This window comes from Xanthomonas sp. NCPPB 4467 (assembly GCF_041475665.2).
In the GTDB taxonomy this organism is placed as follows: Bacteria; Pseudomonadota; Gammaproteobacteria; order Xanthomonadales; family Xanthomonadaceae; genus Xanthomonas; species Xanthomonas dyei.
The window spans coordinates 3,105,816-3,129,857 of the sequence record NZ_CM191260.1; the positions used below are offsets into that span (position 1 = coordinate 3,105,816).

At 65.3% G+C, this 24,042-nt stretch carries 17 protein-coding genes and 1 pseudogene; 8 read left to right on the top strand and 10 right to left on the bottom strand.

Annotation, left to right across the window (positions count from 1 at the left end):
- Positions 1-5: 5 nt before the first annotated feature.
- Complete coding sequence (locus ACCQ06_RS13740) at positions 6-3,176, top strand: multidrug efflux RND transporter permease subunit (RefSeq protein WP_316686425.1); 3,171 nt, start codon at positions 6-8, stop codon at positions 3,174-3,176.
- 19 nt (positions 3,177-3,195) lie between these two features.
- Positions 3,196-3,483, top strand: coding sequence for a hypothetical protein (locus ACCQ06_RS13745; protein ID WP_228323778.1), 288 nt, complete (start codon positions 3,196-3,198; stop codon positions 3,481-3,483).
- Between the two features lie 271 nt (positions 3,484-3,754).
- Here ACCQ06_RS13745 and ACCQ06_RS13750 read toward each other — a convergent pair whose 3' ends face one another.
- Positions 3,755-4,753: a LacI family DNA-binding transcriptional regulator gene (locus ACCQ06_RS13750; protein WP_104616596.1), complete on the bottom strand. Its 999-nt coding sequence runs from the start codon at positions 4,751-4,753 to the stop codon at positions 3,755-3,757.
- Between the two features lie 160 nt (positions 4,754-4,913).
- On the opposite strand from ACCQ06_RS13750, the gene ptsP reads away from it, so the two are divergent.
- From ptsP to ACCQ06_RS13770, 4 genes are all read left to right on the top strand, one after another.
- The gene (ptsP, locus tag ACCQ06_RS13755; RefSeq protein ID WP_316686431.1) at positions 4,914-7,430 is read left to right on the top strand and encodes a phosphoenolpyruvate--protein phosphotransferase; all 2,517 of its coding nucleotides are present in this window, start codon (positions 4,914-4,916) and stop codon (positions 7,428-7,430) included.
- The gene (gene pfkB / locus ACCQ06_RS13760) at positions 7,427-8,383 is read left to right on the top strand and encodes a 1-phosphofructokinase (protein ID WP_316686433.1); all 957 of its coding nucleotides are present in this window, start codon (positions 7,427-7,429) and stop codon (positions 8,381-8,383) included. The genes ptsP and pfkB overlap by 4 nt, the downstream gene beginning before the upstream one ends.
- Before the next feature lie 150 nt (positions 8,384-8,533).
- On the top strand, positions 8,534-10,273 hold the full coding sequence (locus tag ACCQ06_RS13765) for a PTS fructose transporter subunit IIC (RefSeq protein ID WP_228323775.1): 1,740 nt from the start codon (positions 8,534-8,536) through the stop codon (positions 10,271-10,273).
- A gap of 170 nt (positions 10,274-10,443) precedes the next feature.
- Positions 10,444-11,721, top strand: coding sequence for a carbohydrate porin (locus ACCQ06_RS13770; protein ID WP_170068682.1), 1,278 nt, complete (start codon positions 10,444-10,446; stop codon positions 11,719-11,721).
- A 329-nt stretch (positions 11,722-12,050) separates the two neighbouring features.
- Here ACCQ06_RS13770 and ACCQ06_RS13775 read toward each other — a convergent pair whose 3' ends face one another.
- Both ACCQ06_RS13775 and ACCQ06_RS13780 read right to left on the bottom strand, forming a co-directional pair.
- Positions 12,051-13,037: a CPBP family glutamic-type intramembrane protease gene (locus ACCQ06_RS13775; protein ID WP_316686436.1), complete on the bottom strand. Its 987-nt coding sequence runs from the start codon at positions 13,035-13,037 to the stop codon at positions 12,051-12,053.
- Positions 13,038-13,095: 58 nt separating this feature from the next.
- On the bottom strand, positions 13,096-13,458 hold the full coding sequence (locus ACCQ06_RS13780; RefSeq protein ID WP_104616591.1) for a bleomycin resistance protein: 363 nt from the start codon (positions 13,456-13,458) through the stop codon (positions 13,096-13,098).
- A 237-nt stretch (positions 13,459-13,695) separates the two neighbouring features.
- On the opposite strand from ACCQ06_RS13780, the pseudogene ACCQ06_RS13785 reads away from it, so the two are divergent.
- A pseudogene (locus ACCQ06_RS13785) lies at positions 13,696-13,985 on the top strand (phage integrase N-terminal SAM-like domain-containing protein).
- A gap of 98 nt (positions 13,986-14,083) precedes the next feature.
- On the opposite strand, the gene secF reads toward ACCQ06_RS13785, so the two are convergent.
- The 6 genes from secF to ACCQ06_RS13815 all read right to left on the bottom strand — a co-directional run bounded on the left by secF (position 14,084) and on the right by ACCQ06_RS13815 (position 21,021).
- Positions 14,084-15,052, bottom strand: coding sequence for a protein translocase subunit SecF (secF, locus tag ACCQ06_RS13790; protein ID WP_055851716.1), 969 nt, complete (start codon positions 15,050-15,052; stop codon positions 14,084-14,086).
- A 114-nt stretch (positions 15,053-15,166) separates the two neighbouring features.
- A complete protein-coding gene (secD, locus tag ACCQ06_RS13795; protein WP_316686441.1) occupies positions 15,167-17,011 on the bottom strand; it encodes a protein translocase subunit SecD in 1,845 nt (614 codons plus the stop codon).
- Positions 17,012-17,340: 329 nt separating this feature from the next.
- On the bottom strand, positions 17,341-17,694 hold the full coding sequence (gene yajC, locus ACCQ06_RS13800; protein ID WP_316686443.1) for a preprotein translocase subunit YajC: 354 nt from the start codon (positions 17,692-17,694) through the stop codon (positions 17,341-17,343).
- Positions 17,695-17,827: 133 nt separating this feature from the next.
- Entirely contained in the window at positions 17,828-18,973 is a 1,146-nt protein-coding gene (gene tgt, locus ACCQ06_RS13805) for a tRNA guanosine(34) transglycosylase Tgt (RefSeq protein ID WP_104616589.1), read from the bottom strand.
- Positions 18,974-19,053: 80 nt separating this feature from the next.
- Complete coding sequence (gene queA / locus ACCQ06_RS13810; RefSeq protein WP_316686445.1) at positions 19,054-20,124, bottom strand: tRNA preQ1(34) S-adenosylmethionine ribosyltransferase-isomerase QueA; 1,071 nt, start codon at positions 20,122-20,124, stop codon at positions 19,054-19,056.
- 465 nt (positions 20,125-20,589) lie between these two features.
- The gene (locus tag ACCQ06_RS13815) at positions 20,590-21,021 is read right to left on the bottom strand and encodes an Lrp/AsnC family transcriptional regulator (protein WP_055852282.1); all 432 of its coding nucleotides are present in this window, start codon (positions 21,019-21,021) and stop codon (positions 20,590-20,592) included.
- A gap of 119 nt (positions 21,022-21,140) precedes the next feature.
- On the opposite strand from ACCQ06_RS13815, the gene ACCQ06_RS13820 reads away from it, so the two are divergent.
- Entirely contained in the window at positions 21,141-22,637 is a 1,497-nt protein-coding gene (locus ACCQ06_RS13820) for an aminotransferase class III-fold pyridoxal phosphate-dependent enzyme (RefSeq protein ID WP_316686448.1), read from the top strand.
- A gap of 345 nt (positions 22,638-22,982) precedes the next feature.
- On the opposite strand, the gene ACCQ06_RS13825 is transcribed toward ACCQ06_RS13820, so the two are convergent.
- The gene (locus ACCQ06_RS13825; RefSeq protein WP_316686450.1) at positions 22,983-23,690 is read right to left on the bottom strand and encodes a glycosyltransferase family 32 protein; all 708 of its coding nucleotides are present in this window, start codon (positions 23,688-23,690) and stop codon (positions 22,983-22,985) included.
- Positions 23,691-24,042 lie beyond the last annotated feature (352 nt).

Genomic DNA, 24,042 nt, shown 5'->3' on the forward strand with positions numbered 1-24,042 from the left:
CGGACATGCCTAAGTTTTTTATCGAACACCCGATCTTTGCCTGGGTGGTGGCGATCCTGATCTCGCTTGCGGGCGTGATCTCGATCCTGAATCTGGGTATCGAGTCGTACCCCTCGATCGCCCCGCCGCAGGTCACCGTCACCGCCAACTTCCCCGGTGCCAGCGCCGATACCGCCGAAAAGGCGGTGACGCAGGTCATCGAGCAGCAGCTCACCGGTATCGACCACCTGCTGTACTTCAACTCCTCGTCGGCCTCCAACGGCCGCGTCACCATCACGCTGACCTTCGAAACCGGCACCGACGCGGATATCGCGCAGGTGCAGGTGCAGAACAAGGTGTCGCTGGCCACGCCGCGCCTGCCGTCCGAAGTCACCCAGCAGGGTGTGGTGGTGGCCAAGGCCAACGCCGGCTTCCTGATGGTGGCCGCGCTGCGCTCGGACAACCCGTCGATCAACCGCGATGCGCTCAACGACATCGTCGGCTCGCGCGTGCTGGAGCAGATTTCGCGCGTTCCCGGCGTCGGCAGCACCAACCAGTTCGGCGCCGAGTACGCGATGAACATCTGGTTGAACCCGGAGAAGCTGCAGGGCTACAACCTGTCGGCCACCCAAGTGCTGACCGCGGTACGTAACCAGAACGTGCAGTTCGCGGCCGGTTCGGTCGGTGCCGACCCCACGCCGCAAGGCATCAGCTTCACCGCCACGGTGTCGGCGGAAGGGCGTTTCAGCTCGCCGCAAGAGTTCGAGAACATCATCCTGCGCACCGACAACAACGGTGCGACGGTGCGGCTGAAGGATGTCGCGCGCGTCAGCGTGGGCCCGAGCAACTACGGCTTCGATACCCAGTACAACGGCAAGCCCACCGGTGCCTTCGGTATCCAGTTGCTGCCGGGCGCCAACGCGCTGAACGTGTCCGAAGCGGTCGGTGCCAAGCTCGACGAACTGCAGCCCACCTTCCCGCAGGGCGTGACCTGGTTTGCGCCGTACGAATCGACCACCTTCGTGCGCATCTCCATCGAGGAAGTGGTGCACACGCTGGTGGAAGCCATCGTGCTGGTGTTCCTGGTGATGCTGCTGTTCCTGCAGAACTTCCGCGCCACGGTCATCCCGACCCTGGTGATTCCGGTGGCGCTGCTGGGCACCTTCTTCGGCATGTACGCCATCGGCTTCACCATCAACCAGCTGACGCTGTTTGCAATGGTGCTGGCGATCGGCATCGTGGTGGACGATGCGATCGTGGTGATCGAGAACGTCGAACGCATCATGAGCGAGGAGCATCTGGAGCCGAAGGCGGCCACGCAGAAGGCGATGACCCAGATCACCGGCGCGGTGGTGGCCATCACCGTGGTGCTGGCGGCGGTGTTCATCCCCTCCTCGCTGCAGCCCGGCGCCTCCGGTGCGATCTACAAGCAGTTCGCGCTGACCATCGCCATGTCGATGGGTTTCTCCGCGTTCCTGGCGCTGACCTTCACACCGGCGCTGTGCGCCAGCTTCCTCAAGCCCACTCACTCGGACAAGAAGAACTGGGTCTACCGCACCTTCGACAAGTACTACGACAAGCTGGCGCATCGCTATGTCGGCGTGGTGGGTCACACGCTGAAGCGCTCGCCGCCATGGATGATCGTGTTCGTGGTGCTGGTGGTGTTGTGCGGCTTCCTGTTCACCCGCATGCCGGGCAGCTTCCTGCCGGAAGAGGACCAGGGCTTTGCGGTGGCCATCGTGCAGTTGCCGCCGGGTGCCACCAAGATCCGCACCAACGAAGCGTTTGCGCAGATGCGTGCGGTGCTGGAAAAGCAGCCCGCCGTGGAAGGCATGCTGCAGATTGCCGGCTTCAGCTTCCTGGGCTCGGGCGAAAACGTCGGCATGGGCTTCATCCGGCTCAAGCCGTGGGAAGAACGTGACGTCACTGCCGAGCAGTTGATCCAGCAACTCAACGGTGCCTTCTACGGCATCAAGGGCGCGCAGATCTTCGTGGTCAACCTGCCGACCGTGCAGGGCCTTGGCCAGTTCGGCGGCTTCGACATGTGGCTGCAGGACCGCTCCGGCGCAGGCCAGGAAGCCTTGACCCAGGCGCGCAACATCGTGCTGGGCAAGGCGGCGCAAAAGGCCGACACCATGGTGGGCGTGCGCCCGAACGGCCTGGAAAATTCGCCGCAGCTGCAGTTGCATGTGGACCGCGTGCAGGCGCAGTCGATGGGTCTGGAAGTCAGCGACATCTACAGCTCGATCCAGCTGATGCTGGCACCGGTGTACGTCAACGACTACTTCTCCGAAGGCCGCATCAAGCGCGTCAACATCCGTGCCGACGATCAGTTCCGTACCGGCCCCGAGTCGTTGCGCAACTTCTTCACTCCCAGCAGCACCGCCACCGGTGCCGATGGCCAGCCCGGCATGATTCCGCTGAGCAACGTGGTCAAGGCCGAATGGACGTACGCCTCGCCGGCGCTGAATCGCTACAACGGCTATTCGGCGGTGAACATCGTCGGTAATCCTGCCCCGGGCGGTAGCTCCGGCCAGGCGATGACGGCGATGGAAGAGATCGTCAACAACGATCTGCCGCCGGGCTTCGGTTTCGACTGGAGCGGCATGTCGTACCAGGAAATCATTGCCGGTAACGCGGCGACGCTGCTGCTGGCGTTGTCGGTGGTGGTGGTGTTCCTGTGCCTTGCCGCACTCTACGAGAGCTGGTCGATTCCGGTGGCGGTGCTGATGGTGGTACCGATCGGTGTGCTGGGTGCGATCGTGTTCTCGATGCTGCGCGGTCTGCCGAACGATCTGTACTTCAAGATCGGCATGATCACGGTGATTGGTCTGGCGGCAAAGAACGCGATCTTGATCGTGGAATTTGCGGTGGAGCAACGCGCGGCGGGCAAGACCCTGCGCGAGGCGGCCCTGGAAGCGGCGCATCTGCGTTTCCGCCCGATCCTGATGACCTCGTTCGCCTTCATCCTGGGTGTGTTGCCGCTGGCGATTTCCACCGGCGCCGGCGCCAACTCGCGTCACTCCATCGGTACCGGCGTGATCGGCGGCATGGTATTTGCCACCGTGCTCGGCGTGATCTTCATCCCGCTGTTCTTCGTGGTGGTGCGCCGCATGCTGGGCGACAAGCTGGACGAGCAGTCCAAGGAATATCTGGTCGCACAGAACGAATCGGGCACGCATCGTCCGGATCGTTGACCGTTGATCGATTGGTTGATTGATCGATTGGTTGCAAGACGAAAAGCCCCGGCATTGCCGGGGCTTTTTTGTTGTGCTGTACCCGGCATGGGGCATGCAAACGGCAGGCACCAGCACCAGCAAATTGCAATGTAGGAGCGCACCTGGGCGCGAACGTTCTACCGGCAACGCCCGTCGCGCCATGGTGCGCTCCTACGAGATAGCGATGATCGGAAACGGCAGCGCACGTCATGCGCAGGTCGTCGCTCGCACATGCATTGCGATCCGCACTGGCATTGTTGCGATCTGCACCGGCACTGCACTGTAGGAGCGCACCCGGGCGCGAACGCTTAACCGGCAACGCCCGTCGCGCCATGGTGCGCTCCTACGAGATGGCGATGATCGGAAACGCCAGTGCACATCAGCCGCAGGTCGTTACTCCCACATGCAGTGCGATCCGCGCTGGCATTGTTGCGATCAGCCCTGGCACTGCACTGTAGGAGCGCACCTGGGCGCGATGGGGCTTTATCGATCGCGATCAGGGCTGTCGGTAAGGCTCGGTCGCACCCGGGTGCGCTCCTACGGTGGTGTATCGCTCGCTACGTCTGATCGGGTGCACGGGCAGCGGTCGAACCGCGCACCACGCAACGGCCGGTCATGACCATGCGGCGGATCGGTAGCTGCGGGTTACTCAGGCGTTCGAGCAGCAACGACATCGCGGCGCGGCCCATGTCTTCGACCGGCTGTTCGACCACGGTGATGCCCGGTTCGACCAGGTCGGTCCAGCGCTCGTTGTCGAAGCCGGCCAGGGCCAGATCCTGCGGCAGCCGCAGGCCGGCGGTGCGCGCGGCTTTCAATGCGCCCATCAGCAGCAGGCTGTTACTGGTGACGATGGCTTCGGGCCGGCTGTCGCTCGCCAGCCACTGTTCCAGTTCGACAATCGCCGCTTCGGCGGTCGGCGCCACTTCGCGGTAGTCCGGGGTCAGCCCCTGCGTCCGCATCGCCGCCAGGTAGCCGTCGCGACGCTCGGCCGCGGTGGTGCTGGTGCTGCCGAACAACCCGCCGATGCGTCGGTACCCCTGCGCCTGCAGGTGCGTGACCAGCTCGCCCATCGCCGCGGCGTTATCCAGTACCACGCTGTCGTAGCGGCTGCCGGGGCCAGCTCGGTCCACCAGCACCGTGGGGTAATCCAGGGCCAGTTCGTGCATGCGCCCCACCGTCACCCGGGTCGGGGCGAAGATCAGCCCGGTGATGCGCTCTTCCTGCATCAGCTCCAGATACAGCGCCTCGCGCTCGGGATCTTCATCGGTATTGCACAGGGTGACGCGCATACCGGCACGGTAAGCAACCTCTTCCACCGCACGGATCAGGGACGTGAAGTAAGGGTTGCGGATATCGGCCACGATCACGCCGAGGATGCCGGACTGCTGGGAGCGCAATCGCCGCGCCATCAGATTGGGGCGGTAACCGGTCTCACGGACGGCCGCCTCGACCTTGGCACGCACCTCCTCGCTCACTGGGCCGGTGCCCAGCGCGCGCGAGACCGTGGACTTGGACACACCGGCCACCCGGGCCACGTCATTGATGCTGATACTCACTGGGACCGTTCCCGCTCCATTTGCGCACCTGACCCAGGCGCGGTGTCAGTTCCGATGCTAACCCGAAAGCACTACAGGGATTTTGTGCACTGCACATTGACCTGGATCGTGGGAACGTTCCCACTATACTTCCCAGCCTGATCCCCCATCGGAGCCCGCCTTGTCTTCTCCGTCGCCCGCCCCCGTCACTCCCGAGCTCATCCGCCTGCATGCGCACGCCCGCGACAAGGACGATGCCATCGCCCAGGCTGCGCAACTGCTGGTCGCCGCTGGCTGCGTGGCGCCCGGTTACGACGCCAGCATGCGGCGCCGCGAAGGCCTGGCGAATACCTTCCTGGGCCATGGCCTGGCGATCCCGCACGGGGTGGGCGAAGACCGTCACCTGGTGCGCCGCGACGGAATCGCGGTGCTGCAGCTGCCCGAGGGCGTGGAATGGAACCCGGGCCAGATCACCCGGCTGGTGGTAGGCATCGCCGCCCAGTCCGACACCCATATCACCCTGCTGCGGCGGCTGACCCGGTTGATCCAGGACCCGGCGCAGCTGGAAGCGCTGTTCACCACCGACGACCCCGGCGTGATCGTGACCGCGCTCACCGGCGACCGCGCCCCCGCCACCAGCGCCGCACCGGCCACCGATCTGGCCGAACGCTTCGAGTGGACCATCGCCTACCCCAGCGGCCTGCATGCGCGCCCGGCCACGCGCTGGGCCGAAACCGCGCGCGGCTTCTCTGCACGTGCGCAAGTGCGTGCCGGCGACCAGGCCGCCGATGCCAAGAGCCTGGTCGGCCTGCTGCAACTGGGCCTGCGTGCCGGCGACAGCATCACCGTGTCGGCCGAAGGCAACGATGCGGCGGCGCTGCTCAAGCGCCTGCGCGTGGTGATGGACAGCCTGACCGCACAAGAGAAGGCCGACGCCGAACGTGCCGCGCAACGCCGCGCCGCACCGGTGGTCGGCTGGACCCCGCCGCAGGCGCAGCCGGCCATCGTCGGTATCGGCGCCAGCCCGGGCGTGGCGATCGGCATCGTGCACCGCCTGCGTGCGGCGCAGACCGAGGTGGCCGATCAGCCGGTCGGCCTGGGCGATGGCGGCGCGCAGCTGCACGATGCGCTGACCCGCACCCGCCAGCAGCTGGCGGCGATCCAGGACGACACCCAGCGCCGTCTTGGCGCCTCGGACGCGGCCATCTTCAAGGCCCAGGCCGAGTTGCTCAACGACACCGACCTGATCACCCGCACCTGCCAGCTGATGGTCGAAGGCCATGGTGTGGCGTGGTCCTGGCACCAGGCGGTAGAACAGATCGCCTCCGGCCTGGCCGCGCTGGGCAACCCGGTGCTGGCCGGCCGCGCGGCCGATCTGCGCGATGTCGGCCGCCGCGTGCTGGCCCAGCTCGACCCGTCTGCAGCGGGCGCCGGCCTCACCGACCTGCCCGACCTGCCCTGCATCCTGCTGGCCAGCGACCTGTCGCCGTCGGACACCGCCAACCTGGACACCGCACGCGTGTTCGGCCTGGCCACCGCGCAGGGCGGACCGACCTCGCACACCGCGATCCTGTCGCGCACCCTGGGCCTGCCGGCGCTGGTCGCGGCCGGCGGCCAGTTGCTGGAGATCGAAGACGGCGCCACCGCCATCATCGACGGCAGCAGCGGGCGCCTGTACATCAACCCGTCCGCTCAGGATCTGGACGCGGCACGTGCGCACATCGCCGAACAACAAGCCATCCGCGAGCGCGAAGCCGCACAGCGCGCCTTGCCGGCCGACACCACCGACGGCCACCGCATCGACATCGGCGCCAACGTCAACCTGCCCGACCAGGTGGCAATGGCGCTCACCCAAGGTGCCGAAGGCGTCGGCCTGATGCGTACCGAGTTCCTGTTCCTGGAAAGCGGCAGCACGCCCACCGAAGACGAGCAGTACGCGACTTATCGCGCCATGGCGCAGGCCCTGGACGGCCGCCCGCTGATCGTGCGTGCGCTGGACATCGGCGGCGACAAGCAAGTGGCGCATCTGGAATTGCCGCACGAAGAAAACCCGTTCCTGGGCGTGCGTGGCGCGCGCCTGCTGCTGCGTCGCCCCGACCTGCTGGAGCCGCAGCTGCGGGCGCTATACCGCGCGGCCAAGGACGGGGCGCGGCTGTCGATCATGTTCCCGATGATCACCTCGGTGCCGGAGCTGATCGCCTTGCGCGAAATCTGCGCACGCATCCGCGCCGAGCTGGATGCGCCAGAGGTTCCGATCGGCATCATGATCGAAGTGCCCGCCGCCGCCGCGCAGGCCGACGTGCTGGCGCGGCATGCGGATTTCTTCTCGATCGGCACCAACGACCTCACCCAGTACGTGCTGGCGATCGACCGCCAGAACCCGGAGCTGGCCGCCGAAGCAGACAGCCTGCATCCGGCGGTGCTGCGCATGATCCGCAGCACCATCGAAGGCGCGCGCAAGCACGAGCGCTGGGTTGGCGTGTGCGGCGGCCTGGCCGGCGATGCGTTCGGCGCCAGCCTGCTGGCCGGCCTGGGCGTGCAGGAACTGTCGATGACGCCTAACGACATCCCCGCAGTGAAGGCGCGCCTGCGGGCATCTTCGCTCGGCCAATTGCAGCAGCTGGCCGAGCAGGCGCTCCATTGCGAAACCGCCGAGCAGGTGCGCGCGTTGGAAGCCAAGCGCGAGTGCACGGCATGAGCTTGCAGGCACTCACCGTCACGCTGAACCCGGCGATCGACCAGACCATCCGGCTCGACAGCCTGCAGCCCGGCGCAGTGCATCGCGCCAGCAGCGTGCGTAACGATGCCGGCGGCAAGGGCATCAACGTCGCTGCGTGCCTGGCCGATTGGGGCACCGATGTGGCCGCACTTGGCGTGCTCGGCGGCGGCAATGCCGGCGTGTTCGAAGCGCTGTTCCGCGAGCGCGGCATCGTCGACCACTGCCAGCGCGTGGTCGGCGAAACCCGCACCAATCTCAAACTGGTGGAAGCGCGCAGCAACGACACCACCGACATCAACCTGCCAGGCCTGCAACTGACCGGCGCGCATCTGCAAAGCGTGGCCGATCAACTCGCGCCGCTGCTGCGCCCGGGTCTGCCGGTGGTGTTGTCCGGCAGCCTGCCGTCCGGCCTGCCCAACGACAGCTGGGCGCAGCTGCAGGCACAGGCCGGCGCCGCCGGGGCACACGTCCTGCTCGATACCAGCGGCGCGCCGCTGGTGGCCGCACTGAGCGCAGCACGCGATGCGCTGCCCTATGCGGTCAAGCCGAATCGCCACGAACTGGAAGCCTGGACCGGCCACCCGCTCACCGATCGCGCCGCACTCAGCGCCGCTGCGCACGAACTACTGGCACGCGGCATCCAGCTGGTGGTGATTTCGATGGGCACCGACGGTGCGTTGTTCGTGCAGCGCGAGCAGCGACTGATCGCGCGTCCGCCACGCCTGGCACACGGCAGCAGCGTTGGCGCAGGCGATGCGATGGTGGCCGGCCTGGCCGCTGCGCTGCTGGATGCCGCCACCGATCTGGAGCAGTGCGCACGGCTGGCCACGGCGTTTTCGATGTGTCGGCTGGAAAGCGGCGACGCGCGCAGGCTCAGCGCCGATGGCGTGCGCCGTGCTGCGGCCGACGTCGTGATCGAGACGCTGTCGTGAACGCTGCCTTTCACAAGACGGCGACCGGCACGCAGGTGTCCGCGGCTTATTCCGACCGCCGTCGTTCCGGCACGCGCCACCCGCACGCGTAACGCCCCCAATTCCCCCCGCCGGCCACACCGGCGACCGCAATACAGCAGGAGTTTTGCCATGTCCTCTTCCATCGTGGTCATCGCCGCCGGCGAACGCAGTACCGAAGCCGTTCTGGCGGCCGAGGCGCTGCGCCGCGCGGCCACCGCCGCAGGGCGCAGCGTGACGATCGAAATCCGCAGCGACCAGGGCGTGCTCGGCGCCCTGCCGACCGAACTGGCCAGCAGTGCCGCGCAGGTCCTGATCGTCGGCGACGCCGATGCCGACAGCGCCCGCTTCGGCGATGCGCAGCTGCTGCATCTGAGCCTGGGCGCCGTACTGGACGACCCGGCCGCCGCCATCGGCCAGCTCGCCGTGCCCACCGCGATCACTGCATCGGCAGCGACCGACGCATCCGGCGCAGGCGGCAAGCGCATCGTTGCGATCACCTCCTGCCCCACCGGCATTGCGCACACCTTCATGGCCGCCGAAGGCCTGCAGCAGGCCGCAAAGAAGCTCGGCTACCAGATGCGCGTGGAAACGCAGGGCTCGGTCGGCGCGCAGGACGCGCTGACCGACGCGGAAATCCGCGCGGCCGACGTGGTCATCATCGCTGCCGACCGCGAAGTGGACCTGGCCCGTTTCGCTGGCAAGCGGCTGTTCAAGAGCGGCACCAAGCCGGCGATCAACGATGGCCCCGCACTCATCCAGAAGGCGCTGGCCGAGGCCGGCGTGCAGGGCGGCGCAGCTCCGGTCGCAGGCGCCAGCGCCACATCGGACAACAAAGGCAACGGTCGTACCGGCGCCTACAAACACCTGATGACCGGCGTGTCGTTCATGCTGCCGTTCGTCACTGCCGGCGGCCTGTTGATCGCGCTGGCCTTCGCGCTGGGCGGCATCTATGCCGGCGACGACGCGCATCAGGGCACGTTGGCCTGGTCGCTGTTCCAGATCGGCGCCAAGGCCGGCTTTACCTTGATGGTGCCCGCGCTGGCCGGTTACATCGCCTACTCCATCGCCGACCGCCCCGGCATCGCGCCCGGCATGATCGGCGGGCTGGTCGCGGCCAATCTCAATGCCGGTTTCCTCGGCGGCATCATCGCCGGCTTCATCGCCGGCTACGGCGTGGCCGCGCTCAACCGCTACATCAAGCTGCCGCGCAACCTGGAAGGACTCAAGCCGGTATTGATCCTGCCGGTGCTGGGCACCCTGTTGGTCGGTCTGGCGATGATGTACGTATTCGGCCAACCCGTCGCCGACCTGCTGGCCTGGCTCACCGCCTGGTTGCGTGGCATGCAGGGCAGCAGCGCGTTGCTGCTGGGCCTGTTGCTGGGCGGCATGATGGCCTTCGACATGGGCGGGCCGGTCAACAAGGCCGCCTACGCGTTTTCCACCGGTCTGATCGCCAGCCAGGTCTACACCCCGATGGCCGCGGCCATGGTGGCCGGCATGACCCCGCCGCTGGGCATCGCGCTGGCCACCTGGCTGTTCCGCAACCGCTTCACCGTCGAAGAACGCGGCTCGGCCACCGCCGCCGGCGTGCTTGGGCTGGCCTTCGTCACCGAAGGCGCCATCCCGTATGCCGCGCGCGACCCGTTGCGCACCATCCCGGCGCTGATGATCGGCTCGGCCGTGGCCGGCGCCATCTCGATGTCGGTCGGCGCCGAACTAAAGGCCCCGCACGGCGGCATCTTCGTGCTGCTGATTCCCAATGCCGTCACCCACCTGGCGATGTATGTGCTGGCACTGCTGGCCGGCGTGGCAGTCACCGCAATTGCCCTGCGCGTGCTCAAGAAGCCGGTCGCCGACGTCGTCGCCTGACGTCAGCACCTGCGGCGGCCGATGGCCGCCGCACCCGACGCGCAGGATGCGCGTCGCCCCTGATCGATCACCGCTGCGCCGCGCACCGATGTGCGCCGCCAGCGGCTTGCCCACCCACGTGCTGTCGCGTCCGCCATCTCGGCAACGCCCTCTTTGTTCGGAGTCCTGCCATGACCGCCCTGCCCTCCCGTCGCGCCCATCCCCGCCTGCTGTGCCTGTCGCTCGCGCTGGCGATCGCCCCACTCGCCCAAGCGCAGGACGCCGCCGACGCCTTCAAGCTCAAGCTCGGCTACACCGGCGAAGCCGCCTCGATGATCGACGGCGGCCGCAAGAGCGGCGACGCTTACGCCGGCCAGCTGATGGTCGGCACCGATGTCGACATGGACCGCCTGTTCGGCTGGAACGGCGCCACCGTCAAGCTCTCTGTCACCAATCGCCACGGCACCAACCTGTCCAACAGCAGCATCGGCAACAGCACCTCGGTGCAGGAAATCTACGGCGGCCAGGGCACGCGTCTGGCCAACTTCACCCTGCTGCAAAAACTCTTCGACGACCGCCTGGAACTGGAAGCAGGCCGCAGCGTGGCCAACAGCCACTTCCTCGGCTCGGACCTGTGCCAGTACTTCCAGGGCAACTCGGCCTGCGGCAACCCCACCTTCGTATTCCGCACCAGCAACTTCACCTATTGGCCGGTCTCCAGCTGGGCCGCGCACGCCACCGCCTGGGTCACGCCCAAGGTCTATGTGCATGTCGGCGCGTATGAAGTGAACCCGGTACAGGCCCAGGACGGCCAGCACGGCTTGAAGTGGAGCACCGACGACACCACCGGCGTGGTGGTGCCCTATGCGGTGGGCTACAAGAACAAGGGCGGCGACGGCAGCATGGCCGCGATGTACGAACTCGGCGGCTGGCAGGACAACTCCGACTACACCGACCCGCTGCGCGACCGCAACGGCAACCCGGCCGTGCTGAGTGGGCTGGGCTATGAAAACAAGCAAGGCCGCTCGGGCCTGTTCGGTCGCTTCGAGCAGCAGGTTACCAACCCCGACCCGTCCGGCACCCGCGGCCTCACCGTCTTCGGCGCGATCCTGCAAAGCACCGGCGGCCAGGCCATCGAAGATCACTTCGTGCAACTGGGCCTGGTGCAGAAAGGCACCTTCGCCAGCCGCCCGCAGGACAACATCGCCTTTGTGATCACCCAACAGAAATACAGCGACGAAGCGCTGGAAAACCTGCGTTTGGCCCGCGCCTCGGCCGGCGGCACCGGTACCCCCGCCGACAACCAGATCATGATGGAGCTCAGCTACGGCATCCAGGTAACCAAGCGCCTGCGCGTCGCGCCGAACCTGCATTACGTGATCAACCCGGACCAGTTCAACGAACCGACACGCACCAACGATCTGAAGAACGCGCTGATTGCGGGCATGCGGATCGACTGGAATTTGTGACCGGGAGAGAAGCTGCGCGTGTTGCGCGCATGCTTGGCGGGCACCACTGCCTGAAGTGAGTGGCGGGTGCGTTGCATCTGATTGCAGTGCAACGCATTGCGTCGACTCGGTTGGCCTGGGCAGTTGCCGGATATGGCCGACGAGTTTGATGAGCCGGGTCGCTGCGCAATCGCACGTAATGACGCTTTATCGGGCCACTTGGTCACGCGCAAGCCCGTCGCTGGACACGTAAGCGCACGCGATAGCGGATGCCCAAGCTGTAGTGACCCACCACTGCCTAACGCCGGAGTTAAGGCGCGTGCGGTACGCACGTCGCCTTGAACGAATTGTTAGGCCGCCGGCTTGAGGAAGGCGCCACGCCGTCGTGCCGCGCGCAGCAACAGCACAACCACGACTGTGGCTGACACGATCACCAGCAGCGAACTTTCCGGACCGAACATTCCGCCGGTCAGCCAGTCGGGCCCGGCATAGCGGCTTTCGAGCGGCGCTACGGCGCGCCAGTCCTCGATGCCGGAAAGCGGCACGCCACTGAGAAAGATGGTGAAGTTCCACGCTGCGTGATTGGCGGCCACCACCCACAGGTTGCGCGTCAGGACGAACAGCCCGCCCCATAGCAGGCCCAGCACAGTCACGGAAATCAGCATGGCTACGATATCGCCGGGTCCACCGTGCGCCACGTTCTCCAAGTGCGGCAGGGCGAAGAGCACCGCTTGCACCACCAATGCCACCACTGTTCCCCAAGCCCGCTCCAGCAGACGAAACAGCAGGCACCGGTGGACCAGCTCTTCTAGGGTGGCCGCAATTCCAATGAAGGCCGCCACGCCCAGCAGAGCCGGCGAGGCGCCGCGAAATAGCACCAGTTCGTATGCGCCGAACGCGAACAGCATGGCGATCGGCAACGCTACCAGAGCGGCGCCGCCTACACCGCCAAGTATCAGGGGAACCGGCCGCAGCTGCAGCTCGGTCGCTTTACGCCTTTCATGCCAGTGCACATAGGCCCAGTAGCCCACGATGGCCACAAGGATGATGCCGGCACGTCTGAACACACTGAGCCATGCGGGTCCAGGCTGGAACATCGTATCGATCAGTGGTAACAGGCCTTGCCGAAAGACCAATACCGAACCCATGCTCGCCACTCCGCCCAGCAGGAGCGAGCCAAGCATCCGGAAGGTGACGCGTATGCGCTGGCGCGCGATGCCTTCCGATTCTGCAGGAAGGGTGCGGCTTGGGTCGAAACGATCAGAAGAAATGGCATCTTTGCTGGATAGAGATGAGTCAGGGGGCAGAGAATCTGCAGCCGGGTCGTGATCTTTCATGTCGGCCTAACGCCTGAATTAAGCCGACCCGCGAAGCGGGTTCGGCTTGAATGAATTGTTAGGCAGCGAGCTCAGTGAAGAAGGTGAGCCTGTTGCCGTCTGGATCAGCTACTAAGATTTCGCGAGTTTTCCATGCGGTGTTGTGCGGCGAGCCAGATTGAACAAGTCCTGCTGCTTGGAACGCCCGATGGCATTCGTCTACATCTGGAACAGCAAAGTAGATGGCGCCACCGACCTGACAGTCGTCTGCGTGCTCTGTTAGGAAAATCGATTGGTCCCCGCGACTGAGCTGCGCAAAAACCGGAAGATCTGGCTCGTGCCGGTACTCCCAATCGACGGTGAATCCAAGCCCCTGAACGTAGAACGGGAAACTAGCTGAAGCACTGGTTACCCGAAGGACGGGGGTCACTGTCTGAGTCACGATGATCGCTCCTTGCTGCCTAACTTCTATTGGACCGCCTAAACGCGGTGTTCCACCCAAGTATCCGTAATCCGCTGACGCGAGGGAATAGGCTCTTCCCAATGAATATCAATCGCTTACCTGATAGCTGGGGCTAGGCCCGACGTCGATGCTGGTGGTGTTACCCAACTGTTGAGCAGGCGTATGAATTACCCCCCGGGAGATGGAGGCGTCACGGCGTGGTGGGGCCAGAAGCTGTTGGATCAGGTGCGCGACCGCCTGCGGGGACGGCACTACAGCCTGCGCACCGAGCAGGCCTATCTGAGCTGGATACGGCGCTTCATCCTGGCCAGCGGCAAGCGTTATTTGGTGCAAATAGGTAAAGTTGAGGGCGAGGCGTTCCTCACCCGCTTGGCGATCCAGCACAGGTGTCTGCGGGCACACAGAACAAGGCGTTGGCGGCGCTGTTGTTTCTCTCCCGCGACGTATTGCGTATCGATCGGCATCACGTGTCCGACGAAAGCCCTGGTGTTCAATATCTTGAGTAGTGGCGTCACGGTGCACACCATGCACTCACGACGCCCACCGCCAGAAACGAAAAAACCGCGCAATGCGCGGTTTTTTCGTCACACCTTTTGCCAACCGATCAGGGGCGACGCGCCAGCGCCTCCACATCCTTGGCCTTGGGCAGCAGATCCTGCTTGGTCACCGCAAACGGCCCGATGCTCAGCATCGGCACCGCCACGATCACCGACGAGATCACCACGATCACCGCACCGATCATGTGCGTCTCGGCCAGACCTTCCATCGATTCGCCGCCGTAGATGTACAGCGCCAAGGCCGACAGGAAGAACATCACCGCGGTGATGATCGTGCGCGACAGCGTCTGGTTGATCGACCGGTTCAACACTTCCAGCGGTTCCACACGCAACCCGCGGAAGTTTTCGCGCACACGGTCGAACACCACGATGATGTCGTTGATCGCAAAGCCCATCACTGACAACAGACCGGCCAGCACGGTCAGATCGAACTCGCGACCGGTCAGCGACACGAAGGCCACCGTCACCAGCAAGTCGAACAATGCCGTCACGCTAGCCACCACCGCAAACTTCCACTCGAAGCGGAAGGCGATGTAGATCAAAAAGCCCACCAGCATGAACACCGTGGCGTACACGCCGTTCAAGGCCAGGTCCTTGCCGACCTGCGGGCCGACGAACTCGCCGGGCTGCACGGTGGCCGGATTCTGCTCGGTGCTGACCGCCTTGCGCACTTCTTCGGCAACGGTGCGCGCAGCATCGTCCCGGTTGTTGTGCTGCTCGCGCGCCTGCAGACGGATCATCACCTCGTTGCCGCCGCGGGCGTTTTGCACCTGTGCGTTTTCGAAGCCGGCCTTGGACAGCTGCTCGCGCACCTGGTCCACATCCACCGTTTTCTGGAAGCTGGTTTGCACCAGCGTGCCGCCGGTGAATTCCAGCGCGTAATTGAAGCCCTTGCCGACGATGATGCCGACCGAAGCGACTGCCAGGATCAGCATCAGGATCAGCACCGGCTTGCGCGGGCGCATGAAATCGATCTTGGTGTCGTTGGGAATGAGATGGAGCGGGAACAATTTCATGGAAAAGATCTTCCGTTTAGACGTTGCGCACCCTCGGGATGCGCAACGCTTGCGAAGGGATTCATCCCTCGCCCGCTACAGCTCGGCTGCAGGGGGCGAGGCCGGACTCGCATCTCAAATAGCGACGGTCTTCAGCTTCTTGCGGCTGCCGTAGATCAGCACCGCCAGCGCACGCGACACGGTGATCGCGGTGAACATCGAGGCGAAAATACCGATCATCATGGTCAGCGCGAAGCCCTTCAACGGGCCGGTACCGAACGCATACAAGGCCACCGCCACGATCAAACCGGTGAGGTTGGCGTCCAGGATGGTGCCGCCGGCCTTTTCGTAACCCGCGGCGATCGCCGACTTGGCCGGCACGCCCAGCCGCAATTCTTCGCGGATACGCTCGTTGATCAGCACGTTGGCGTCCACCGACAGACCGACCGACAGGGCCAGGCCAGCAAAACCCGGCAGCGTCATGGTGGCGCCGAACAGCGACATCACTGCCACCACGATCAGCAGATTGAACAGCAGCGCCACCGAGGTGATTGCGCCGAACACGCGGTAGTAGATGGTGAAGAACACCAGCGTGAACAGGAACGAGTACACCACCGCAGTGACGCCGCGCTCCACGTTTTCCGCACCCAGACTCGGGCCGATCACGTATTCCTCGACAAAATCCATCGGCGCAGCCAGCGAGCCGGACTTCAGCAGCTTGGCCAGGTTCTCCGCTTCCACCTTTTCCAGACCGGTGGTCTGGAAATTCTTGCCGAACACGCCGGCAATGCGGGTCGGCGACAAGGCTTCTTCCTTGACCCGCACGCTGCGCACTTCCTTGCCGTCGACCATGGTCACGGTGGGGATGCGCTCTATGTACACCACCGACATCAGCTTGCCGACGTTGGCGCTGGTGTAGTCGAGCATGCGCTGGCCGGCGACGTTATTGAGCGTCACCGACACTGCGGGCATGCCGTTCTGGTCGTTGCTGACGCTGGCACTGACCATCTGGTCGCCGGTCACCAGCGCGCGCTTGTTGAGCAACACCGGCGCACCGGTATCGCGCACGCGGTAGACCTTGGCTTCCGGCGGGATGCTGCCGCTGCGTACGGCGTCTTCGGCATTGCCGTCGACCACCGCGCGGAATTCCAGCGAAGCGGTGGCGCCGATCAGGCGCTTGGCCTCGGCGGTGTCCTGCAAACCGGGCAATTCGACCACGATGCGGTCTTCGCCCTGGCGCTGGATGGTCGGCTCGGACACGCCCAACGCATTGACACGATTGCGCAAGGTGGTGAGGTTCTGCTCGATCGCGCCGCTTGCGATCTGCTTGAGCTCGGCGTCCGGCACCTTCACTGCGATGTTCTGGCCGCTGACGTCGTAGGTCAGGGTCGGCTGCGCCTTGGCCAGCGCGGTGCGCGCCGCATCGGCGCTGGCGCCCTCGCCGAGGCTGATCTGGATGCTGTTGTCGCCGCGACGCTCGACCGCCCGGTAGGCGATGCGGCCGTCACGCAAGGTGGTGCGGATGTCTTCGGCAAAGCCTTCGATCCGCTTTTCCACTGCGGCCTTCTGATCGACCTGCATGGCGAAGTGCACGCCGCCGACCAGGTCCAGGCCCAGCACCATCGGCTTGCCGCCCAGCTTGGCCAGCCACTCCGGCACGGTGGAGGCCAGGTTCAGCGCCACCGTGTAGTTCTCGCCCAGCTGCTGACGCAGCACATCGTTGGCGCGGGTCTGCGCCTGCAACGAGGACAGGCGCACCATCAGGCTGTCGCCTTCCTTGGTGACGGCTTTGGGCGTGATGCCCGCGCCCTTGAGCTCGCCGTCGATGCGGCTGCGCAATGCGTCGTCGAGCTGCGCACCGCGGCTGGCGGTGATCTGCACGGACGGGTCTTTCTGATAGATGTTGGGCAGCGCATACAACGCGCTGACCGCCAGCACCAGCAGGATCAGGAAATACTTCCAGCGAGGAAATTCGAGCATTGCGACAGTCCCGCACAGCACCATCCCGGCGCCGCGCCTAGCAGTGAGAACGACTTCAAGCGGCCAATACAACGTCGCGAGCGGTCATCCGGTGGATACGGGCAGTGCGCGGAGCGAAAGCGCCGAGTGGCGCATTCCGCCTCCGTGCACCGACTGCGCCCGCCTGACGGTGCGCGCAGCGGTGGTATTGCAGGCCTTCAATTGCAGCGACGTCTTGAGCCGCCCAACGCAGGCAGCGGCAGCGCGACGACAGCGCAGTGTACGAGCGGCCCCTGGCGTTTTCGAGCAGCGGCCGGCAGCGCCAGACGGTGCCCGATGCCGAGCGCGACTCAGCTGGCGGACTTGAGCGTGCCCTTCGGCAGCACATTGCCCACGGCGCTCTTCTGCACGCGGATGCGGACGTTGTCGGCTACTTCCACGGTGATGAAGTTATCGCCGATGTCGGTGATCACGCCGGCGACGCCGCCGGAGGTGATGACTTCATCGCCGCGTGCCAGCTTGTCCAGCAGCGACTTGTGCTCCTTCTGACGCTTCATCTGCGGGCGGATCATCAAAAAGTACATGACCGCGATCAGGATGATCGGCAGCGCGAAGGTGGACAGGCTCCCCATCGGGCCGGCGGCCGGCGCGCCACCGGTGGCTTGCGCCTGGGCGACCGGGATCAGGAAATCGAGCAAATTCATTCAGTGCATCCTAGTTTGGTGCCAGCGCGCCCCACGGGCCCACTCGCTATTCAGGTACCGCCAGAGCGGAACAGCCGGGAATTATGCCACGCGGGTTCCACCCCGTCCGCGCCAAGGGCACGGACGGCAGGGCTCAGCTGGTTTCCCCCGGCAACGGCGGCGTGGTGGCGCCGCGTGCCGCATAGAAGGACCGCCGGAACTGCACAAAGGTTCCCGCCGCGATCGCCGCACGCATGTCTGCCATCAGTTTTTCGTAGTACCAGAGGTTGTGCATGGTGCCCAGCATCGGGGCCAGCATCTCGTTGCAGCGGTCCAGGTGACGCAGGTAGGCGCGCGTGTAGCCGCTGCTGCAGGCATGGCAACCGCAGCCCGGCTCGATGGTGTCCAGGTCGCGTTCGTATTTGGCGTTGCGGATGCGCACCGTGCCGAACGAGGTGAAATAGTGGCCGTTGCGCGCGTTGCGGGTGGGCATGACGCAGTCGAACATGTCCACGCCGCGCGCCACGCCTTCCACCAGGTCTTCTGGCCGGCCCACGCCCATCAGGTAACGCGGGCGGTCGGCCGGCAGCTGCGGATGCAGGTGTTCGAGCATGGCGTTGCGCTCGTGCTCGGGCTCGCCCACCGCCAAACCGCCGATGGCGTAGCCATCGAAGCCGATGGCGTGCAGGCCCTCCAGCGAGCGGCTGCGCAGGTCCGGGTGCACCCCACCCTGCACGATGCCGAACAGCGCCGCGTCGTTTCCCAACCCGTCATGCGCATCGCGCGAGCGCTGCGCCCAGCGCAGGCTCAGCTCCATCGAGCGCCGCGCGACCTCTTCGGTGGCCGGGTACGGCGTGCACTCGTCGAAGATCATCACGATGTCCGAATCGAGCACTTTCTGGATCTGCATGCTTTCTTCCGGACCCAGGAACACCCGCGCGCCATCGGTGGGCGAGGAAAAGGTCACGCCCTGCTCGGTGATCTTGCGACGGTGGGCCAGCGAGAACACCTGAAACCCGCCGGAGTCGGTGAGGATCGGCCCATCCCAGCGCGCAAATCCGTGCAAGCCGCCGTGGTCGCCGATCACATCCAGACCCGGGCGCAGATACAGATGGAAGGTGTTGCCCAGGATGATCTCCGCCCCCAGCGCGCGGATCTGCTCGGGCAGGATGCCCTTGACCGAGCCATAGGTGCCCACCGGCATGAACGCCGGTGTTTCCACCGTGCCGCGCGGAAAGGTCAGGCGGCCACGGCGCGCGTGGCCGTCGGTGGTCTGGAGCTGGAACTGAAGTCGGGACATTGAGGGGCCGGGAATAGGAAATCGGGATTGGGGAATCGGAAGAGCGGTTGGCAGGTGGCTGATCGTTCGGCGGACGCGCCTTACGATTCCCCATTCCCGATTCCCCAGTCCCTGCCCCACAACAACATCGCATCGCCGTAGGAGAAAAAGCGATAGCGCTGTGCGATGGCGTGCGCGTAGGCGGCGAAGATGCGCTCGCGGCCGGCGAAGGCGGAGACCATCATCAGCAGCGTGCTTTCGGGCAAATGGAAGTTGGTGACCATCGCATCGACGCTGCGGATGCGGTAGCCAGGCAGGATGAAGATCTGGGTTTCGCCGGCAAACGGCAGCAGTTCGCCATCGGGTGCGGCATAGGTGGTGCGCCAGGCGCTTTCCAGCGAGCGCACCACCGTGGTGCCCACGGCAATGACGCGGCCGCCACGGGCACGCGTGCGACGCACCTGCTCCACCAGCGCGGCACCGACGTTGAGCCACTCTTTATGCATCACGTGCTGGTCGAGCGCATCCACCCGCACCGGCTGAAACGTGCCGGCGCCGACATGCAGCGTGACGTGGCCGAACTCGACCCCGCGCTCGCGCAAGCGCGCCAGCAACGCTTCGTCGAAATGCAGGCCAGCGGTGGGCGCGGCGACCGCACCGACCTCGCGCGCGAACACGGTCTGGTAGCGCTCGCGGTCTTCCAGCCCCGGCTCACGGCGGATGTAGGGCGGCAGCGGCAGGCGGCCGGCCTCGGGCAGCCACTGCTCCAGCGGCAACGGGATCTCGAAGCGCAGCAGATAGAACTCGCCGTCGCGCCCCAGCACTTCGGCCTGGCCACCGGCGTCGAGCGCGATCAGGCTGCCGGCCTTGGGCGACTTGCTCGCGCCGATCTGCACCCGCGCCTCGCGTTCGCCCAGCAGGCGCTCGATCAGGATTTCCACCCGCCCGCCGCTGGCCTTCTGCCCGAACAGCCGTGCCGGGATCACGCGGGTGTCGTTGAAGATCAGCAGATCGCCCGGCTGCAACAGCTCGGGCATATCGCGCACCTGGCGGTCGCTGAAGTCTGCAGGCGCTTTGGGTACCACCAGCAGACGGCTGGCCGCACGCTCGGCCAGCGGCGCCTGGGCGATCAGCTCGTCGGGGAGCGAATAGTTGAAATCGGACTTCTTCAAGGCCGCAGGATATGTTGGCTGAGTAGCCAGACATTGTAACTGCGGCCGGGAATGGAGAGTCGGGAATGGGGAATCGTAAAAGCGGGCTTGTCTGCGCGACATAAGTTCCGGTCACCGGATCAAGCTCTCACGATTCCCAATTCCGATTCCCCGCCCCTCACCGCTCCAACATCATCGACAGACTCGGCTTGGGCGGCCGGGAGTGGAGATTCGGGATTGGGGGTTCGTAAGAGTAGGATCAGCAGGCCGGAACGCGGACGACACAAGCCAGCCCGCTTTTGCGATTCCCCATTCCCGATTCCCCATTCCCCGCCCTTCACCGCTCCAACATCATCGACAGACTCGGCTTGCGCGGCCGGGAGTAGAGATTCGGGATTGGGGGTTCGTAAGAGTAGGATCAGCAGGCCGGAACGCGGACGACACAAGCCAGCCCGCTTTTGCGATTCCCGATTCCCGATTCCCCATTCACCGCTCGAACTTGGTCGACAGGATGATCGAGGTCGTGGTGCGCTCCACCCCGTCGATCGCGCCGATCGCATCGGTGAGCACGTCCATCTCGTTGACGCCACCGACCACGCCCAGCGCGATCAGGTCGTAGGCGCCGCTGACCGAGTGCAGGAGGCGCACCTCGGCGATGTCGCGCAAGGCCTTGACCACGGCCGGCATCTTCTTGGGCAGCACGGTGATCAGGATGTGCGCGCGGATGCGGCCCTGTTCGTAGTCGTCGTGGGTGCGCACGGTGTAACCGCTGATCACGCCATCGCGTTCGAGCTTTTCGATGCGGCTTTGCACCGTGGTGCGCGACAAGCCGAGCCGGCGCGCGATCTGCGCAGTGGACGCACGCGCGTCCTCGCGCAGCAGCGACAACAGGCGTTCGTCGGACGGGGTGATCTTCACAATGCGCATTCGGTTCGGCGAATCGACGAAAATACCGTACATCACGCCTAAATTCACGCTGCCAAACGCCGATCGTCTGCCGATAATAGGAAGAACAACGTCAATGCAGGAGATGCGCCATGTCCGTCCTCGCCCCGCTCGCCCCGCTGCGTGCCCACGCCGGCCGCCGCCTGACCGATGGCCTGGACGATGCCGCCATCGTGCGTCTGGCCGCCAACCACCCGGATCTGGCCCACGCCATCGACGCCGCCGCCGCCGAATACGCGCAGGTGCGCGATGACGCTGCCGACCTGCTCGATCTGGACGAAGACGCGCAGATCGCCGCCGTGCAGGACGGCTTCATCAACTTCTACGCCGACGATGCGGTGACACCTTACGTGGCGCTGGCTGCGCGTGGGCCGTGGGTGATCACGCTCAAGGGCGCGGTGCTCTACGACGCCGGCGGCTACGGCATGCTGGGCTTCGGCCACACCCCGGAGCCGGTGCTGGAGGCGATGGCACGCCCGCAGGTGATGGCCAATGTGATGACCCCCAGCCTGGCGCAGCGCCGGCTGGACCGCGCCCTGCGCGCCGAGATCGGTCACACCCGCGGCGGCTGCCCGTTCGCCCGTTTCATGTGTCTCAACTCCGGCTCCGAAGCGGTGGGCCTGGCCGCGCGCATCGTCGATACCAACGCCAAGCTCCACACCGACCCGGGCGCGCGGCATGCCGGGGCCACCATCAAGCGCCTGGTGGTCAAGGGCAGCTTCCATGGCCGCACCGACCGACCGGGGCTGTATTCGGATTCCAGCCGCAAGACCTACACCAAGTATCTGGCCAGCTACCGCGACGAAGATTCGGTGATTGCGATCGCGCCCTACGACGTGGCCGCCCTGGAGCGCGCCTTCGAAGAAGCCGTGCGCAACCACTGGTTTATCGAAGCGGTATTCCTGGAACCGGTAATGGGCGAAGGCGACCCGGGGCGTGCGCTGCCGGCCGAGTTCTACGCCGCCGCACGCGCGCTCACCCGTTCGCACGGCAGCCTGCTGCTGGTGGATTCCATCCAGGCCGGCCTGCGCGCGCACGGCGTGCTATCGGTGGTGGACTACCCCGGCTTCGAGCAGCTCGATCCGCCGGACCTGGAGACCTATTCCAAGGCGCTCAACGCCGCCCAATACCCGTTGTCGGTGCTGGCGGTGACCGAGCACGCCGCGCAGGTCTACCGCAAGGGCACCTACGGCAACACCATGACCACCAACCCGCGCGCGCTCGATGTCGCCTGCGCCACGCTGGCGTTGTTCACGCCTGCAGTGCGCGACAACATCCGCACCCGCGGCGCACAGGCGATTGCCAAGCTGCAGGCGCTGCAGTCCGAACTGGGCGGCCTGATCACCAAGGTGCAAGGCACCGGGCTGCTGTTTTCCTGCGAACTGGCGCCGCAGTTCAAGTGCTATGGCGCCGGCTCCACTGAAGAGTGGCTGCGCCATCGCGGCGTCAACGTGATCCACGGCGGCGAGAACTCGCTGCGCTTCACGCCGCACTTTGCGATGGACGAAGACGAGCTGGACCTGCTGGTCGGCCTGATCGCACGCGCGTTGAAGGAAGGCCCGCGCCAGGTGCAGGCCGAGGCCGCCTGATCCGCGCCGAGCGATGATGCATCGGCTGCGCGAGTGCAGCCGGTGCATCATTGGAGTTGCCGCCTGCGACGGGCTGTTCGGTTTGGCAGCTTGGTCGGCACCGGCGGTCGTTGCGCAAGGCATCGACCGCGTTCAAGCAGATGCAAGGCGGTGGCCAAGCCCGCCTCTCATCCCATCCATCGCCCCTCGCACGACAACTGCAAGGCGCAATGCGAAGCCAATCTGGCGTGCAAGCGTTCGCTTGCATGAATCGCTAGCAACGTGCTGTGCGAACCGGCTGCACAACCTCGACCTGCGCCGCCTTCGCCCGGGTCGATGGCCGTGTCACCACAATCCAAGCGCGGATCAGATCGGCACCGCACTCAACTTGCGGCGCAGATAATTGGTCACCGCACGGTGTGGCGATTTGCCGCGCCACGACGCCCAGCACAAGTGCGAGCCGACGGCGATCTGGCCGCCACGATGGCCAAGCCCGAACCAGGTGCGATCCGGATGGAAGGCGTTGCGCGGCGGGAACACGATGCCGGCGAACCGCGCCCCATGTGCGTTGTAGAAGCGGGTGAGTCCGCGCGGGCCGGAGATCATCGGAATCTCGCGATGGTCTTCCAGCGTTTCCGGTGCATGCACGTTGAAAATGTGCGCGATGAACGCGCCCCAGAACGGATGCCCCGCTTCGGAGCCAAAGACGGCATTGCCGATCTTGAAGTCGTCGTTGCCGGGCGCGCCTTCCTCGATGGGCAGCACGCATTGCTGCGACAGCACGTCCGCACCGAGCGGACGCAGCAGCTTGTAGTCGGTGTCGAAGTAGAAACCGCCATGCGCGTGCATGTACGCACAGCGCGCGATGTCCGCTTTCATCACGCCAAAACGGATGCGCTCGTAGCGCTCGGCAAACTGGGGAAACGCACGTCGCATCAGTTCAGAGTTGTCGGCATCGTCCCAGACGTGACAGGTCCATCCGGGCAACAGACGCTGCAAGCGATCGCAAACCCGGCGCTCCTCCCACAGCAAGTGCTTGGTGGGTGCGGTCAGGTGAATGAGTTGGGGAATCATGGGGGGCGACTCGGTGGGCTGGGGGAGCCAGAGCCGTCACCGCAGCACCGCATCGAATCGGGGTACTCGGTCGGCGACTTGGCCGCAGCAACCGTAGTCGCAGTATCGATGTGATGTAATTCACATTACCTAATAATCCAACCTACACTTCATCTATAAAACCTATGGCTTTGCGAAGTTTTGAAACGACGGATAAATCATATTGAATCGCTGATTCAACCTTTCGTCGTCTTGTCATAGTTGTCGCAACAGCTGTTGCAGCAACACTCCTTCAAACACGTGCAAGATGCAGAGATGCGGCATCCACGCCTTGCACGTCGTCGGGGCAGCTGCGCCATCTTCGAGATTGCGC

What these genes read in the sequence shown, in the direction of transcription:
- ACCQ06_RS13740 (WP_316686425.1), top strand. Translation starts at nt 6, where the DNA reads ATGCCTAAGTTTTTTATCGAACACCCGATCTTTGCCTGGGTGGTGGCG.
- pfkB (WP_316686433.1), top strand. Translation starts at nt 7,427, where the DNA reads ATGAGCTTGCAGGCACTCACCGTCACGCTGAACCCGGCGATCGACCAG.
- ACCQ06_RS13765 (WP_228323775.1), top strand. Translation starts at nt 8,534, where the DNA reads ATGTCCTCTTCCATCGTGGTCATCGCCGCCGGCGAACGCAGTACCGAA.
- ACCQ06_RS13770 (WP_170068682.1), top strand. Translation starts at nt 10,444, where the DNA reads ATGACCGCCCTGCCCTCCCGTCGCGCCCATCCCCGCCTGCTGTGCCTG.
- ACCQ06_RS13775 (WP_316686436.1), bottom strand. Translation starts at nt 13,037, where the DNA reads ATGAAAGATCACGACCCGGCTGCAGATTCTCTGCCCCCTGACTCATCT.
- secF (WP_055851716.1), bottom strand. Translation starts at nt 15,052, where the DNA reads ATGAAATTGTTCCCGCTCCATCTCATTCCCAACGACACCAAGATCGAT.
- secD (WP_316686441.1), bottom strand. Translation starts at nt 17,011, where the DNA reads ATGCTCGAATTTCCTCGCTGGAAGTATTTCCTGATCCTGCTGGTGCTG.
- yajC (WP_316686443.1), bottom strand. Translation starts at nt 17,694, where the DNA reads ATGAATTTGCTCGATTTCCTGATCCCGGTCGCCCAGGCGCAAGCCACC.
- tgt (WP_104616589.1), bottom strand. Translation starts at nt 18,973, where the DNA reads ATGTCCCGACTTCAGTTCCAGCTCCAGACCACCGACGGCCACGCGCGC.
- ACCQ06_RS13820 (WP_316686448.1), top strand. Translation starts at nt 21,141, where the DNA reads ATGTCCGTCCTCGCCCCGCTCGCCCCGCTGCGTGCCCACGCCGGCCGC.
- ACCQ06_RS13825 (WP_316686450.1), bottom strand. Translation starts at nt 23,690, where the DNA reads ATGATTCCCCAACTCATTCACCTGACCGCACCCACCAAGCACTTGCTG.